The organism is Laspinema sp. D2d (genome assembly GCF_025370755.1).
Classification (GTDB): Bacteria; Cyanobacteriota; Cyanobacteriia; order Cyanobacteriales; family Laspinemataceae; genus Laspinema.
In genome coordinates this window covers 60,675-76,773 of record NZ_JAMXFC010000013.1, presented here as the reverse complement: position 1 = coordinate 76,773, position 16,099 = coordinate 60,675, and the positions used below count along the sequence as shown (strand labels likewise).

Here is a 16,099-nt window from a genome sequence, read left to right as displayed (position 1 = left end):
CTTCTGCATTAGAAGTTTTGCTGAATTATTCAAGCCCCCCTTAATAAGGGGGGTTGGGGGGATCTCTGATAGAAGATTTTATTTTGTGGAGTTCCCTAACTGTTGTGGTTGAGTCTCGAATACTTGAAAACAATGAACCCCCCTGAACGGATACCCAATCCTATACAGACCTATCTGTATAGGATTGAGTATATAATAAGGAGTATAGTTGTGGGGGCGGAATGATGACAAGGGGTTATTCTCCCGCTTCCAGATAACTTTGAACCAAGGCGAGTAATTCCTCTTCGGCAAAGGTTTTCGCTAAGTGAATCATCTGAGTGGCAAAGGCTGCATAACGAGGATCTCCGTCAGCCAACTGTTGCACTCGTTGCTGAATGGTGACCAATTCCCCTTTCATAGCTAAATCGAATAAAATCGTGAGTTCTTCCGTATTCGGGGCGATCGCTTCCCCAGATGAGGAGGTTGGAGCATCGGTATCACTGGATTGAACACTCACAGCGGCTGGCTCATCATAAATCCATTCTAACCCTAAATGCTGGCCTAAGCAATCCAAAAGTTGCTCCTCTCGAATCGGTTTGAGCAGAAAATCATCACAGCCTATTTCCTCTGAAAACTGGTCTCCTGATGATAAAATACTGGTCGAAGTCCCGATCGCGACAACTTTTTTAAACTCGGGCATTTTTCTAATGCGCCGCATGGCTTCAAACCCATCCATGACCGGCATAACTAAATCAATGATGATGCAATCTGGTTGAAAAGACTGCACTTGATTGAGACATTCTTGCCCGTCATTGGCTTCCTGGACTTCAAACCCAATGGTTGCCAATAAATTCACGAGAACTGAGCGATTTTCCCATCGGTCATCTACGACCAAAATTTTACGAGGTTCTCCGACATATCCTCGGATAATTTTCAGGTGTTGTTTGAGTTCTTCTTGATAATGTTCGAGTACCGGGAGTTCTAATTCAAACCAAAACTGACTCCCCTTTCCGGCTTCACTTTCCACTTGAATGGTACTCCCCATCATCTCTACTAATTGACGACTAATCGCCAGTCCTAATCCGGTCCCTTCGGTTTGACGGACCGTCCCATTCACCTGCTCAAAGGGTAAAAAGATCGTAGAGAGTTGTTCGGGGGTAATACCAATTCCCGTATCCTGGACGCGAAAGCGCAGGAGCATTTGGGGTCGCTGCGGGTCTAGCTTTGCCGGGGGTAACGATTCGACTTGAAAGGTTACACTACCACTTTCCGTAAATTTGACTGCATTTCCCAGCAAATTAATCAACACTTGGCGTAAGCGTTTCTCATCGCCAAAAACACCCTTGGGCAGATAAGGAGAGGGTTCATAGATTAGGGTGATGCCTTTACTTTCGGCTCGAACCCGGCAGATGTCGGAAATACTTTGTAAAAACTCCAAAAAATGGAATTCTTGAGGTTGTAATTCCATTTTCCCGGCTTCGATTTTGGATAAATCTAAGACATCGTTAATTAGGGTGAGCAAGTGTTCCCCACATTGATGAATAATTTTAATGCCGCTTTTTTGAGTTTGATTTAAGTATATATCCCGGTTAAGAATTTGGGTATAGCCTAAAATTCCGTTGAGGGGAGTTCTTAGTTCATGACTCATGCTGGCAAGGAATTGGCTCTTGGCTCGATTAGCCATATCAGCCGCTTGTTCTGCCCGTTGCCGTTCTTGAATTTCAATTTTTAAGCGGTCATTTTTGGTTTTTAATTCCTGAGTTCTGGTTTCGACTTTCAGTTCTAGGGTATGGTAGAGGGTGGCATTTTCTAGGGCGATCGCGGCTTGGGAGGACAGCATTTTCAAAACTTCGACCCGCCGGGTTGTGAAAGCACCAGAAATCAAATTATTTTCTAAATATAAGATGGCTTTAAGTTGACCTTGGGAGCGGATCGGTAAACAGAGTAAAGACTTGGTTCGGTGCATCTGAAGGTAGGGGTCATTACTCAAGAAGTCTTCTGTACTCGCATCATTAAGAATGACATCTTTTTGAGTTTGAATGACATATTTAATGGCGGCGATCGCCAAGTTTATACTGTCTTCAACCGGGAGGGATTGTAATACCTGTACATCTTCTTTTGTTCCCGTGCCTTCAATTAACCATTTCCCCTCATGAAATAAAATCAGGGTTCCCCGTTCTGCACCCGCATTTTCAATTAAAATTTTCATCAATTTATCGAGCAAATGCGGCAGCACAATTTCCCCAGAAATCACTTGGGACGCTTTGATCACCGATGCCATATCCAGAATACTGGTATCGATCGCACTGGATGACGTGATGGTTTCATGGGTGATTGAGGTAGTCGTAGGAATCGTCTGTATAGGATTCGCCGGATTCAATACGGAAGCCAATAATTCAGGATACCGTTGTTCTAAATCTTTAACTTTTGCATTCGCACCCCAGCGAATGTAACCATAGTATGCCTCAGTCATGTAGGCTTTGGCAATGGTTTGTTTCCCCCAGGCTTGATAAAATTTTCCACTTAGTTCATAGGCGAGTGCTGCGTCCTGAATATAGTGGTTTTCTTTGGCTAAGGCGATCGCGCGATCGTACATCTCGATCGCCTCCAACTTGTCCCCTACAACTCGGTAGCGTTCAGCCTCTACTAAATAGAATTTATGTAAAAAATTCATCGGTGCATGAGTCGCCCATTTCTGGAGTTTGGCTTGATTTTCTTGAACCCGTTCAAGAATTAAAGTTTTCTCAGCCTCCGACCCCTTTTCATACAGAGCCAACCGAATGATAGATTCATAGAAATAATAAATGGTGACTGTCACCTGTCCTGGGGCTGCGCTCAAGGAATCTTTAAGGATTTCAATCGCTTGCAATCCTTCTAAGTAATGTTCAAACACGCAACAAAGCATGATTTTATAAGTCAAAAAATAATGCTGTTCCAATTGGTTGTTAATTTTTATCTCCGGAGCCATCATCATTTCTTTATCATAAATTCTGCCCTTCAGTCTCGCGGGATTTTCTGCTTTTTCGATTAAATTTAAAATGACTTGCCACACAATTTTCTGATACTGCAAAGAGTTTTCTTGGTGGGCATTTTTCATAGCTTCAGTAATTTTTGCCACTTCTCGTTCTAGGGAAATCAGTGGCTTTCCGGCAAAAAACGAGTAATAACTATACTCAAAAATAGAATAAGTGCCGTATTCTATTTCTCCCGTTTCTACTCCCGAAAAATAATTAGAACGCAATGGTTCCAAGGTGTTAATTAACGGTTCTTTCCACGGAATAACTCCGGCATAAATAATTCCATGAACTTTTGTTTCAATATTTTTTAAATTTAATTGAGAAGCCAACCTTAAAGCCATTTGACCCAACTGATAACCGCGCTCAATCTCCCCAAAGCCACACAAGAAAAAGGCATATAAGGCATAGGCAAAAGAAGAAATGGGCGCATTGCCATGTTCCACCGATAAATCCACCTGTTTACAGACGAGTAGAGGCCCCATTAAGGGAAACCCAATATAGGCAGAGGACCAAATATGGGACAGAATACTAATAGTTGCCAATTGATGAGGATCGCTCATCAGGGGAAGATTCAGCAACTCTTCATTTTCCTGATTCCCCAAAACGGATGCGGTATGGGAAAATGCTTGCTGAACATCAGATAAATTTGGCTCATTAGGCAAGTCAATTCCTAATTCCTTTAAGACAGACAGTCCCAACTTTAGGGATTCTAATACCTGACCTTGGGCTAAATAGGCTTGCATCTGGATTTCATATACCTTGAGTTTATCCAGGAGGGATAAAGCTTGATGTAAAACCACCTCAATCAAACCCTGCATCTGGGGAAAATCACCCGTTAGATATACGGCTTCTGCTGCCTCATTATAAAGAGATAAAATGAGAGAATAATCAGTTTTCCAAGCCCGTTCTCCTAATAATTCTAAACCCACATTTAGATATTTAAGCGCCGATTCATAAGCCGTAGCGGCTTTGGCCTTTTGTCCCGCCATCAAATTCAGCGCAGCCAATTGATATTTTTCTGAATCAGAGGTGAGTAAATCTGTCCCATAATTCAGTTGATTAACCAAGGCAAAAATATTCTCTTTCCGTTCTTCCTCTGTGGTAGACTGTAGGAGCAGTTGACCAATTTTTAAATGGGTCTGTTTTTTCTGGTCCTCGGGAATTAGAGAATAGGCGGCTTGTTGTACTCGGTCATGCAAAAACTTATAATCTACGCGGACATCGGTTAAGGAAATTCCGGAGGATACCTCCGAACTAAAGGCCAAGGGAATTTTATAATCATTACTTAACGGTAAAATTAACCCCGCTTGCAAGGCTAACCATAATTCTGCTGCGGTCAAGGCGTTAGATTGCTCCTTGACAATTCCTAAGACTTCTAAATTAAATGTATTCCCAATACAAGCAGCTAATTTAACGATTTCCTGGGTGTTTGGGGGCAATTTACGGATATTGCGAGCCATTAATTCAACCACGGTATAATCGGTAATCCCAATGGCTTGAATCTGCGCAATATTCCAGTGCCATGTTCCCTGGCTTAAATGATAAACCAGCAAATTTTCTTGATATAAACTTAAAATGAGTTGGGTCAGGAAGAAGGGATTTCCTGCGGTTTTATTAAATAAAAGTTCTGCTAAGGGTTGGGAGCGAACCGTTTCATTCAGCGTTTCACTAACTAACTGTTCAACATGATGCAGATGTAGGGGATCTAAAACAATGTTATGAATAACGGTCCCGGCTTGTTCGATTCTTTCGATAGTTTGAATCGTGGGATGGACCGGGTTGACTTCGTTATCTCGATAGGCTCCAATTAATAAGAAATACTGACTGTCCGTATCAGTCATCAGCAATTCAATCAGTTTTAATGAAGCGGAGTCGGCCCATTGTAGGTCATCTAAAAAGAGAACTAAGGGGTGTTCTTTTGTGGTAAAGACACTAATAAATTGTTTGAAGACTCGACTAAATCGGTTTTGGGCTTCTGTGGCCGCTAGTTCCGGGACGGGGAGTTGTTTGCCGATAATGAGTTCAACTTCGGGAATCACGTCAATGATGACTTGTCCGTTACGTCCTAATGCATTCAGGAGTTTTTCTTTCCAAATTTCAATTTGGGCGTCTCGTTCCGTGAGCAGTTGTAGGATTAAGGATTGGAAGGCTTGAATCAGAGAGGCAAAGGGAATATTTCGCTTAAATTGGTCAAATTTACCCGAGATAAAATAGCCCCGTTGGCGCACAATGGGTTTGTGAACCTCTGCCACTAAAACGGTTTTACCAATGCCAGAATAGCCGGAAACCAGCATCATTTCAGTGGTGCCATTTGCCACTCGTTCAAAGGTGTTTAACAAGGTAGCAATTTCTACTTCCCGTCCATAAAGTTTTTGAGGAATGGTGAGTTGTCCGGCTTGGTCCGCATGACCCGGAATAAACTGGGTAATTTCTCCAGTGGTTTGTAACTGAATTAAACAGGTTTCTAGGTCAAATTTTAATCCGGCAGCACTTTGATAGCGGTCTTCTGCGGTTTTGGCGAGCAATTTCATAATCAACGTAGAAATTGCTTCGGGAATTTCTGCGTTGACTTTATGGGGGGGAATCGGGGTTTTGGCAATATGACTATGGACAAGTTCTAAGGGGTCGTTACTGCTAAAGGGTAAGGTTCCTGTTAACAATTCATAAAAAGTGACCCCCAGGGAATAAAAATCACTTCGATAATCTAAAGTGCGATTCATTCTGCCGGTTTGTTCCGGAGACATATAGGCGAGAGTCCCTTCCAGTAAGTCGGGATGACTCAGGGTAGGACTTTCTCGTTCTAGGCGGGAAGCAATGCCAAAATCAATCAGTTGAACCGTTTCAGTGAGGGGATTGATAATAATATTTTGAGGTTTGATATCTTTATGAATAATATGCTGGTTATGGAGTTCGCTCAGAGCAGTTACGAGGGGAATGGCGATTTCCAGAAATTTAATGATAGAAAGAAAGTGAGAACCTAGCCACTCACTTAAAGATATTGACTCGGTATCTTCAAGGAAAAGTGCCCACCCGTTTTTATAGGGCTCTAACCCCAGGGGTTGGATAACGGCGTTGACGTGGAGGTTTTCTAAAATTTGATATTCGTGGCGTAGGCGGGTAATCTCAGCGAGGGTGGGATATTCCGATTTGAGGGTTTTGACGATCGCCTTGGACCCATCCACCTGGTTTTGAACCCGATAAATAACTGTTTTGCCTCCTGAGTGCAGGGTTTCCAAAAATTGATAGTTATTTAAGTTGACAGCCATTCTGATTCTCCCAGGTGATGAAATCAAGGGTGAGGGTCTGATTGTGAGTTTAAAGTTGAGCGCTTTACCTTGACGATCGCCTTTGTTGCGCAGTCCTCCACTGCTATTCCAGCGGCGAGTTCAAAACCTATCATCCGAACCCTAGTCTCTCCATCCCTCCAATGCTGAGACTTGCGTTAAGATTAGTCCGGTTCTATTTTAATCTACCCCATCAAAATAATGATATAAAACCTTTCAAATTTAATAAAAATTAATCTAACTTAGTAGAAGCACTCTTTTTGTCCCTGAACTCTGTCCAGTAGTCTTTAATTTTGCGGAAAATACTGACACACAAAAAAAATTAGTGAGAATAGACTGCTTGCCTAATTCTCAAAAATGCCCATTAACAACCAAGAGTCACTTTTGAGAATTGGGCAAGAAATCTAATTATTGACCTCTAATAAACCTGGAGGCGGATTGATTTCTACCCGACCGGCAGCCATGTCTACAATGGGCACAATTTCTTTCACAAATGGAATTAAAATATTAGGCGGTGATTTGCGTTTGGTCGGAGTTGCAGAAGTTTCGGAACTCTCAAAAATTTCAGGAGTTTCAACCGATGTCACAGGAGGTTTAATTGCCAAGATATCATGACCCGCGCTGAGAATTTCGACGACCGTCCCGATTTCCTCTCCGGTGCGTTGGTCGATCGCCACTAAGCCAATTAAATCCTGGATATAATACTCATCTTCCTCTAAATGGGGACGATCGCCTTGGGGAACAAACATCAAACAACCCCGCAACGCTTCGGCCTGATTGCGATCGGTTACCCCGGCCAGTTGTACGATAAAGATTCCCTTATTTTCAATCAATCGACCTTGCACTAATTCCACAGGTTGAGGAGTAGATTGATTGGGATACTTTAACCATCGCTGTCCCGGTTCCTCAAACCGTTCTGGGAAGTCCGTGGAGGGATAGACTCGAACTTCACCGTTGAGACCTTGCACGCCAATGATTTTACCAATTTCGATCCATTCATCGGAGGGGCGTGTGTTCGGAGTTGAGGGCTTTTGTTTCATGGTTATCAGGACAAAAAGACGGAAGGATAGAGAATCCCTGCGGCGATAGCGGGCGATCGCCATGATGACAATCGCCCGCTTTTAGGTTCCGCACTTCAAGAATCTAGGGCGAAAACTGCCCGGATGATTCCATGCAGTCGCCCTAATCTGAGGGTTAAGGATTTAAGACAATTTTAATGCAATTGTCACGCTTATGCTTAAATATTTCATATCCTTGAGGTGCTTGATCCAAACTCATCTCATGGGTAATCACAAAGGTGGGGTCGATATCCCCATTTTGGATGCGCTCAAGTAGCGGTTTAAGGTATTTATGGACATGAGTTTGTCCCGTTTTCACCGTTAATCCTTTAGAAAACAACGCCCCCAAGGGAAACTTATCGACAAATCCACCATACACTCCAGGAATCGAGAGCGTACCGCCTTTGCGACAAGCAACGATCGCCTGTCTTAATGCCGTGGGGCGATCGGTTTCCAAGCGTAAACTTTGTTTCGCTTTATCATAAAAGGCATCCAATCCAGTCCCGTGAGCTTCTAATCCTACCGCATCAATGCAAGAATCGGGTCCAATGCCACCCGTCATTTCTTTAAGTGCTTCTCCGGCATCGATTTCTTCATAATTAATCGTTTCCGCTTTCCCTTCGCGCGCCATTGCTAACCGTTCCGGAACCCGATCAATGGCAATCACACGTTCTGCACCTAACATATAGGCACTGCGAATCGCAAATTGTCCAACCGGACCACAACCCCAAATCGCTACGGTATCTCCCGGTTGAATGTTACAATATTCTGCCGCTTGATAGCCTGTGGGAAAAATATCTGTGAGAAACAATACCTGCTTATCGGTCAATCCTTCGGGGATTTTTAAAGCTGCGGTATCTGCAAAGGGAACTCGCACATATTGCGCTTGACCCCCGGCATATCCGCCCAACATATGGGAGTATCCAAATAATCCCGAGGGCGTGTGACCGTAAGCCTTTTCCACTATTTTACCATCGGGGATGGAGTTATCGCACAAAGACCAGAGATCGCGATTACAAAAGAAGCAGTGACCGCAGGCAATGGTAAAGGGAATCACCACGCGATCGCCTTTCTTCAGGTTTGTTACTTCTGGACCTTTATCGACCACTTCCCCCATAAATTCATGACCGAGAATATCTCCCTTTTGCATGGTGGGAATATACCCATCATAAAGATGTAAGTCTGAGCCACAAATGGCGGTAGAAGTAATTTTTAAAATGGCATCTCTAGGATTTAGAATACTTGGATCGGGAACGTTTTCAACCCGCACATCGTTCTTGCCATGCCAGCATACTGCTTTCATTTTTTAAATTCTCCTAAATTTTAATAAATGGGGATTTATGAAGCGCTTCCCCGACTTCTTAGGGTCCCGATATTTTGTAGCTCTAGGGAGCAATATACTCACCTTACAGCCTATCTGGACCTCACCGGACTCTAAAATACTAGACTTCTTGCAAAATCCCGTAGAGATCCCCCTAACCCCCCTTAAGAAGGGGGGCTTTTTTGAATTTTGCAAGAGGTTTACTATTTGAGTTAGAAACCCATCCCTAATTCATCCAGTCCCCTCCTCTTTGCAAGGGAAGGAGTAGGGTGGGGTTCTTCTCCATTTACCCCTAACAAACCATCCCTGATTGATATTGCTGAACTTCCCTATACTCCAGGGAAAGCTTTGGATATCACAGAGTAGAGATGGCTCTCTCAATTACCGGCGACCGGAACGAGTGGAGGAGCGAGTTCCAGGAGCATCGGGGTTATCCGGATTCAAGGTTTCATCGATATTCTGCTCAATCACTTTGGGAATATTTTTCCCTAAGTTGCGAATATTTTTTAAACCCGTATCTCCAATTTCTTCACTGGGGAAATCTTCAGCACTGTTTTTAATCTTCTTAACTGTAGCTGAGTCTACTTGTTCGGGATTATGTTTGGGGGTCGTTAATTTAGCGGCCTGGGCGCTGTTATCCGTGATGCCTCCAAATGTAAATCCGAACAGCAAAGTGAAGGTAGCTAGACACCAGCCAATCATTTGATTGAGGCGAATATTTTTTAGCCAAGATCTGTTTAAATTCATAAGGTCAATGGTTTTAAGGGTTTTCAAGTTTTTTGTTGAACAACTTATTTCATTGGAACAATAATTGTGGGATTTCGTCTCTTTCTTTAGGAATAAATCCTCATTCCAACTAGGACCAAATTTAAGAAGCACCGGAAGGTTGACCTTCTATGGTAGCAATTTCTCCGGCTTCTGCCAGCATTTTAAAATGACGAATATCATCGCGAATTTGCTGTTCAGCCGATTGACCCACTAGGTGAGCAAAGGCATCGGTAAGTTTGCCTCCGGGGGGTTTATATTCCAGGACTACTTTGACTTCAGTGCCTCGGTTTCCCGGCGCAGGTTGGAAGCGAACAAATCCGGAATTTTCAATATCGGCATTTTCAACGGAAGTCCAGGCAATCAGATGATTTTTTCGGTCCGTGATAATTTCAGCATCCCATTCTAAGGTTGTATTTAAGGGTGCTTTTGTGACCCAATGCGATCGCGTCTCATCCAGAACTTTGACGGACTGGAGATGCTTCATAAACAAGGGCAGATTCTCAAAATTTCGCCAGATGTGGTAGAGTTCATCAGGAGTACGATTGGCGATGGTCACGGTTTGTTCAACGGAGATTTTATCGGTGCTTTGAATTGCCGACTCGACAGCAGATTTCAGACTGCTTTCAGAGGTGGCAGCACGATAGGCTAAACTACCGCCAGCGATCGCGAGTAATACACCGCGTAAGGAAGCTTGTTGCAATCCCATTAAAACCATTGCACCGCCGCCAATCAAGGAACTCCAACGCTCGGTATCGCTCATGCTAGTCTGTTCAGGCGATCGCGGTTGAGAATTGGGAACCGAATCGGATGTGGATGACATAATTTTTTCCTCAAATCAATCGGAGTTATCCTGATTAGGGAAAACTCGCGAATAACGAATAAGTCTGTTGACCACTTTAGCGAGGGGGAACTCCGGTGCACTCTGCCAAAAGGGGGAAGCCACACTCACTCGGTGGGGATAGATGAGGAAGCGATCGCCCCGTCGTCCATTAATTTTTATCCCGTGGAGTATAAAAACTACACTTTAGAGGATTCGGCGGTGGAGAAAACAGATTTTAAAACAATGGATTGGGTTTGGATTCCCGCCTAAGCGGGAATAAAAGACTGAGAATCTTCACGGGTTGCTGTTGCGTTTAATTCGGTTCAGCTAATGATTTAGCAACCTGAGCTTTTAAGGGAAATTCTCCACAAATATGCCATCGTCTATCTTGAAACATCAGTAAAGTTAGATGACTGGCTGAACATTCGTAATACAACTCACGATCTTTAAATTCAGCCCAGCCCATATTAAAATGGTGGCGTCTAAGATCTTTAAAGGCGATCGTCATGTGTGGGGAAAACGATCGCCCCTTAGATTTTGGGTCATAAATTCCCAGAGACGAGTTGAGATCTGCCGATAACTCCGACTGAAACAACAATAATTCTGGGGTTTTCTTGACATTTATATAAATTACGCGGGGAGGAAACGAACCAAACCCTGATAGAACCATCGGCACAGGTTCACGGACCTCCGCAAACCCTCTGAGAAACTCTTCTAGGAGTCCCTGCTTTTCTACCTCCCATTCAAAAGGGGCTTGTAGGGTAACATGGGGGGGAGACTTGAGAGCCTGACGCGTTTGGTAGTTCTCAGCAAAGTGCTGTTTGTATCCGGTGACTTCCTCTTGAATTGCCTCTGGGGGTAAAAGTGCAATAAAATATAACGTGGGATCGGTTGAAATCATGGCATTCCTTGGGTGTTGACATACAATCGGTTTTGAAATCGGGGCCTCAAGCCTGGAGTATCCCTGGGGTAATCGCCCTAAACCGGAAAACCCTGGAGTCCTGACTCAAATAAACTTACGATAAATCATTCCGTTAAGGATATAGAGTAACCTAATCCTTAATCACTTGGCTGAGTTTTCAAAGGGATTTGTAGCGATTAGTCCAGTACAATAAGCTAAATATCCCCGGTTTCGCGCCCATCTGGAAAAAGATTTAATCCAATTGAGCGGCGGATTCCAGGCTGAAATATCAGCAAATCATGATGACTGATGCGATCGCTTTAAAAGATATGTCCCGAAGCATGACTACTGAAAGTTCTCTCGTTCCCCTCTCCTCCCTCAATCCCTTTGAATCCCTGACTCCGGAACAGATTTCCGAGTGGGCGGGATATCATTTGCAATATGTTGATTTTAAAGATGTGGTCAATGAGGAGGGACTCCATCAACTCCCAGATTTCCCCGGCTTATATTTCGTCTATTTTATCATTTATGATTCCAAGGGGAAATGGACCGAAAATTTAGTTTATATTGGCATTGCCACGACCAGCATTAGTCAGCGATGGAAGTCTAATCATCAAGTTCCCATGTTTGGAAAAATGCATAAACTGGGCCTTGAAATTCTGGTTAGAACGTTTACGCTCCTGCCCGGAATGGTCACTGCAGAAACTCTACAAATGTGGGAGCAATCGTTAATTCAAAAGCTCCATCCCGTGTTTAATGAGGAAATGTAACAATTAGATTTATTGCAAAATAACTGAGGGATCCCCCCAACCCCCCTTAAGAACGCCAATCGGCTTTTTAGAAATTAGCAATAAGTCTATTAGACTTCTTGCTAACTTCTTCATTTCTCTTAAGCCCTCCTTTTCAAGGGGGGTTCGGGAATTCAATTCCCCAGTCTATTATTGTTATCCCATCCCTTGTTCTGATTGCATAAAATCCACAAATTGACGGGCGGTGCGTCCGGAACGACCATTATTGCGGGTAGCCCATTGTAAGGCTTGAAACTCTAAGTCTTCCGGGGATAAATTTAATCCTGCTTCTGTGGCTAAATGACAGACGATCGCCAAATATTTATCTTGATTGGCGGGTTCAAACGTTAAGGTTAATCCAAAGCGATCGCTAAAAGAAAGTTTTTCCTGAAGGGTATCCCAGGCATGAACTTCATCCGCCTGAGAAGGGCGGGGTCTCTCCTCAAAAAACTCCCGGACTAAATGGCGACGGTTAGAGGTGGCATACACCACTACATTCGGAGGACGTGCAGTGAGAGTCCCTTCTAAAATCACTTTTAAGGCTTTAAAGGAATCGTCATCTTCCTCAAAGGATAAATCATCTACAAAAATAATAAATTTCTGGAGAGCATCACGTAGTTCATCGACAATTTGGGGTAAATGTTGCAGTTGAGATTTGGGAATTTCAATTAATCGTAATCCTTGGGGGCTATATTCATTTAATAATCCCTTGACTAAGGAAGATTTACCCGTTCCTCGACTGCCATAGAGTAAAACATTTAAGGCGGGTTTACCGGCTAATAAAAATTCCGTATTCTTTTTTAAAGTCTCCTGCTGGAACTCATAGCCAACTAATTGCGTCAAGCGCACCGGGTCAGGGTGTGGGATGGCTCTTAGTTTCCCTGACTGTGAAGTAAAGGCTTGATACTCTGTAAATTGCCCGGTACCCTGTGTTTGGTAATAGGCAACTAACTCCTGGAGAGTATCAGGCCATTTTTTTTGGGATTTGAGGGCTGCGATCGCCCGTTTTCGGGAACCCAGAGGGAATTGATCCATCGCCTCGGGTTCGGTAAAAGATTCATTCCAAAGTACGGGAGGAAGGGGGATACCACTGGCGGATTCTACCCACTGCCGGAGGCGATCGCCCGAACAGTCATAAAAACATTGCAACCCCTCTAAATCATTCATAACCGCCGCGATTAATGGCGGGGGGATTTCTTCAAACGGCTGACGTTGTATCTGGTAGGTAAAGGGATTTTCATCTTTCAGGATGCGATCGAGCAGATAGTCTTGCCAGCTCATTTCTTCTGCCGCTAAACGCTTAAACCAGCAACCATAAGCCTTCAGACAATTTAATCCGATCCGGCCCCCAGCGCCGCCCCCGGAACTTTCATAAATCAACTGGATCAGTTTTATAAAAGATTTCCCCAGTTCACTGTTAAAAACTCCTTGATACAGCAATAAAGAGGCTGCTTTAATTTCTAAATATTGAATTGAACTAACTGTTTCACTATCCATTTGATGCCCGAATCAGAAATGAAAAATCAAAATCCAATGAATGATGGATTAAATAATCGCTTAGTTTAGCCCGCTCAGGCGGGCTTGATTGTTTAAATTTTCTCCCCATAAAGGGAGGAATTTCATCCTAAAATTACCCTTACTTTTTCTTTTGTTTCATGACTTTTTTAACCAGCCCTGGAATTTCGGCAGGACTAGAAGCCACGGGAATTTTTGCGGACTTAAACGCCTGAATTTTGCTTTGAGCTGTATCTGGATCAGCCCCAATAATGTTAAAGGTTTTACCCGTAGAAAGTCGGGCCGCCATAATATCCCCGGCATGACCGAGGCGCTTGCCTTTCGGTGCATGATGACCGGCGACATAAGCCACCACAGGTTTATCAATAGCAGCGGCGATATACTGTGCCGCTTCCTCTTCACTACTGCCGCCAATTTCACCGACTAAGACGATCGCCTCCGTCTGGTCATCTTCATCCAGAATTTGCAGCCATTGGGCAAAGGAAGAACCCAAAATTGCATCACTGCCAATCCCCACGGCGATCGATTGACCTAACTTAGCCTGAGTGAGTTGCAGAGCAATTTCATAGGTGAGAGTACCACTGCGACTGATTAACCCCACGGAACCGGGGGTATAAAAATCGCTCTTGTGAATCCCTAACAAAACCTTTCCCGGGACGATAATTCCCGGGGTATTAGGACCGAGGACTAGAGTATCTGTCGCCTCTGCCTTTCTGACGAGTTTGACCATATCCAGAGGCGGCATTCCCTCGGTGATGATAATAATCTGACGGATGCCAGCGGCGATCGCCTCCAACGCTGCATCTAGGACCGCATAAGGCTTAACAAAAATCACCGTCACATCTACCGGACCGACCTGGCGTAGGGCCTGTTCGACCATATCAAAAACGGGAATCTCCTGAACCGTTTGACCCCCAAAGCCCGGACTAATTCCGGCGATCACATTGGTTCCATAGGCTTTCATTAAAGCAGCATGAGTGGCACCGATCACCTCGGTAATGCCTTGAATTAATATTTTGGTATCCGGCGTAAAATTCATCAACCCTCCTTTAGGCATTCGTTGCCAACGACACGGACAAAGCGATCGCCTCATCCAAGTTTTCCACGACCGTGACTTCTACCGCCTGCAAAATTTCTCGCGCTTGGTCAATTTCGCTCCCATATAACCGCACGATCACCTTGACCTGGGTTTGAGGATTTCCGGTGGCAGTTTCCCGCTGACTCTGTTTTTGGTAATGGGCGATCGCCTCAATAGCCTGAGTGCAGGAACAGAGACCCCCGAGCAAATTCACCAACACAACCTGGACATTTTTTTTCTGACTCACCAGGGCCAACCCGAGCTTGATGCGATCGCACAGGAGTTCCGGGGTCAAATCCCAACGACATTCTCCGCCAATATTCACAAAATTAGCAGGCTTGCCTCCGGCAGCATACACCAAATCCAGAGTCGCCATTGTCAGGCCCGCGCCATTACATAACAACCCAATATTTCCATCGAGTTCCACAAACTTCAATTCCGGTGGCACCACCATCACCGGATACTCGGACCCCGCCACCAATCCCTCATCAAGCTGAGTCTTGGGCAGTAACTGTAACAAACTCGGGTGACGTCCCAGGGCCTCATCATTCACCGTCACCTTGCCATCCAGGGCCATCACTTCCCCCCCTGGACTAATTCCGAGGGGATTGATTTCTACCAGGTCCAAATCCCTCTCCACAAATAGCAAATACATCTTTTCGACGATATCGCTCACCGCCTCAATCAGGGGACCCGTGCAACCCATCTTCAGAGTTAAGCGACGGGCATAAAAGGGCGAAAACCCTTCATCTACGACAACCTGCTGCATCTGTTCCATCGCCAATTCTGTACTGGTCCCCCCTTGGCTGGACCCTAATAACAGGGGGCGACGGGCGGCGCGATCGAGAACTACCGCCAAATAAAATTCGCGATCGGTGTCATATTTAGCCTCAGCTAAAAGCACCTCGGGATATTCCGTATTGATGGGAAGATGAAAAATATTTTGAGCCGCTGCCACTGCATCAATCGTATTCGCCACAAACTTGATACCACCTGCTCTCCCTCGTCCTCCGGCCCGGACTTGGGATTTAAGTACAACCGGATAGGGAATCTTCAGTCCCTTTAAGTCTTTGGGATGGTCGATCCGTTGCGAGGGCAAAACTGGGATGCCCATTTCCCTGAATAGTTCTTTTGCTTGATACTCTAATAAATCCATGAATGTATGAAAAACGGTGGGGGTGAACGATCAAACGCTGAACAATAAAAGGCATCAAAGCCGGTTTAAATTATCGCCATTCAATTATCGCAATTCGGGGCTTCTCGATATCTGGGGTTTACTCCGTTTGTAGTGTGGCCTACTTTTGATCAAAGTGCCAATCCATGAGGGATTGAGGGTGAGGGCAGGAGCGCATCCGCCAGACCCGACTGGCGATCGGGAGTGTTCCCTAGGGGATTTGCCATCTCTAATCGGGATTTGTCAAGTCTCAAACCCACCAAACTTGATAGAATACCACATTCGGTTACCCCACAGGGGCGATCGCCCCCATTCCCCCATTCGCCGAAACCCTTGCCAGTCGGGATATCTCCGAACTTCCCCCCTTGCGTCAAAAAAAGCTAACATCTGAGCGTT

General features: G+C 44.6%; 12 protein-coding genes. 2 read left to right on the top strand and 10 right to left on the bottom strand.

Annotation, left to right across the window (positions count from 1 at the left end):
* Positions 1 to 235 precede the first annotated feature (235 nt).
* From NG796_RS11180 to NG796_RS11160, 5 genes are all read right to left on the bottom strand, one after another.
* Complete coding sequence (locus NG796_RS11180; protein WP_261206705.1) at positions 236 to 6,262, bottom strand: AAA family ATPase; 6,027 nt, start codon at positions 6,260 to 6,262, stop codon at positions 236 to 238.
* Positions 6,263 to 6,684: 422 nt separating this feature from the next.
* Positions 6,685 to 7,320: a ribosome maturation factor RimM gene (gene rimM, locus NG796_RS11175; RefSeq protein ID WP_261206704.1), complete on the bottom strand. Its 636-nt coding sequence runs from the start codon at positions 7,318 to 7,320 to the stop codon at positions 6,685 to 6,687.
* Between the two features lie 154 nt (positions 7,321 to 7,474).
* Positions 7,475 to 8,641 carry a zinc-dependent alcohol dehydrogenase gene (locus tag NG796_RS11170; protein ID WP_261206701.1) on the bottom strand — a complete coding sequence of 389 codons (1,167 nt, stop codon included), beginning with the start codon at positions 8,639 to 8,641 and terminating at the stop codon, positions 7,475 to 7,477.
* A gap of 399 nt (positions 8,642 to 9,040) precedes the next feature.
* A complete protein-coding gene (locus NG796_RS11165) occupies positions 9,041 to 9,406 on the bottom strand; it encodes a hypothetical protein (protein ID WP_261206700.1) in 366 nt (121 codons plus the stop codon).
* A gap of 121 nt (positions 9,407 to 9,527) precedes the next feature.
* Positions 9,528 to 10,247: an SRPBCC family protein gene (locus NG796_RS11160; RefSeq protein WP_261206699.1), complete on the bottom strand. Its 720-nt coding sequence runs from the start codon at positions 10,245 to 10,247 to the stop codon at positions 9,528 to 9,530.
* Between the two features lie 132 nt (positions 10,248 to 10,379).
* Between NG796_RS11160 and NG796_RS11155 the strand changes: the two genes are divergently transcribed.
* On the top strand, positions 10,380 to 10,517 hold the full coding sequence (locus NG796_RS11155) for a hypothetical protein (protein WP_261206698.1): 138 nt from the start codon (positions 10,380 to 10,382) through the stop codon (positions 10,515 to 10,517).
* A 43-nt stretch (positions 10,518 to 10,560) separates the two neighbouring features.
* On the opposite strand, the gene NG796_RS11150 is transcribed toward NG796_RS11155, so the two are convergent.
* A complete protein-coding gene (locus tag NG796_RS11150; protein WP_261206697.1) occupies positions 10,561 to 11,148 on the bottom strand; it encodes a 2'-5' RNA ligase family protein in 588 nt (195 codons plus the stop codon).
* Between the two features lie 299 nt (positions 11,149 to 11,447).
* On the opposite strand from NG796_RS11150, the gene NG796_RS11145 reads away from it, so the two are divergent.
* Positions 11,448 to 11,918, top strand: coding sequence for a hypothetical protein (locus NG796_RS11145; protein WP_261206696.1), 471 nt, complete (start codon positions 11,448 to 11,450; stop codon positions 11,916 to 11,918).
* Between the two features lie 174 nt (positions 11,919 to 12,092).
* On the opposite strand, the gene NG796_RS11140 is transcribed toward NG796_RS11145, so the two are convergent.
* From NG796_RS11140 to NG796_RS11125, 4 genes are all read right to left on the bottom strand, one after another.
* Complete coding sequence (locus NG796_RS11140; RefSeq protein WP_261206695.1) at positions 12,093 to 13,433, bottom strand: ATP-binding protein; 1,341 nt, start codon at positions 13,431 to 13,433, stop codon at positions 12,093 to 12,095.
* 139 nt (positions 13,434 to 13,572) lie between these two features.
* Positions 13,573 to 14,490 carry a succinate--CoA ligase subunit alpha gene (locus NG796_RS11135; RefSeq protein WP_261206693.1) on the bottom strand — a complete coding sequence of 306 codons (918 nt, stop codon included), beginning with the start codon at positions 14,488 to 14,490 and terminating at the stop codon, positions 13,573 to 13,575.
* A 10-nt stretch (positions 14,491 to 14,500) separates the two neighbouring features.
* Positions 14,501 to 15,685: a succinate--CoA ligase subunit beta gene (locus tag NG796_RS11130; protein ID WP_261206691.1), complete on the bottom strand. Its 1,185-nt coding sequence runs from the start codon at positions 15,683 to 15,685 to the stop codon at positions 14,501 to 14,503.
* A gap of 149 nt (positions 15,686 to 15,834) precedes the next feature.
* A complete protein-coding gene (locus NG796_RS11125; protein WP_261206690.1) occupies positions 15,835 to 16,077 on the bottom strand; it encodes a hypothetical protein in 243 nt (80 codons plus the stop codon).
* Positions 16,078 to 16,099: the final 22 nt, after the last annotated feature.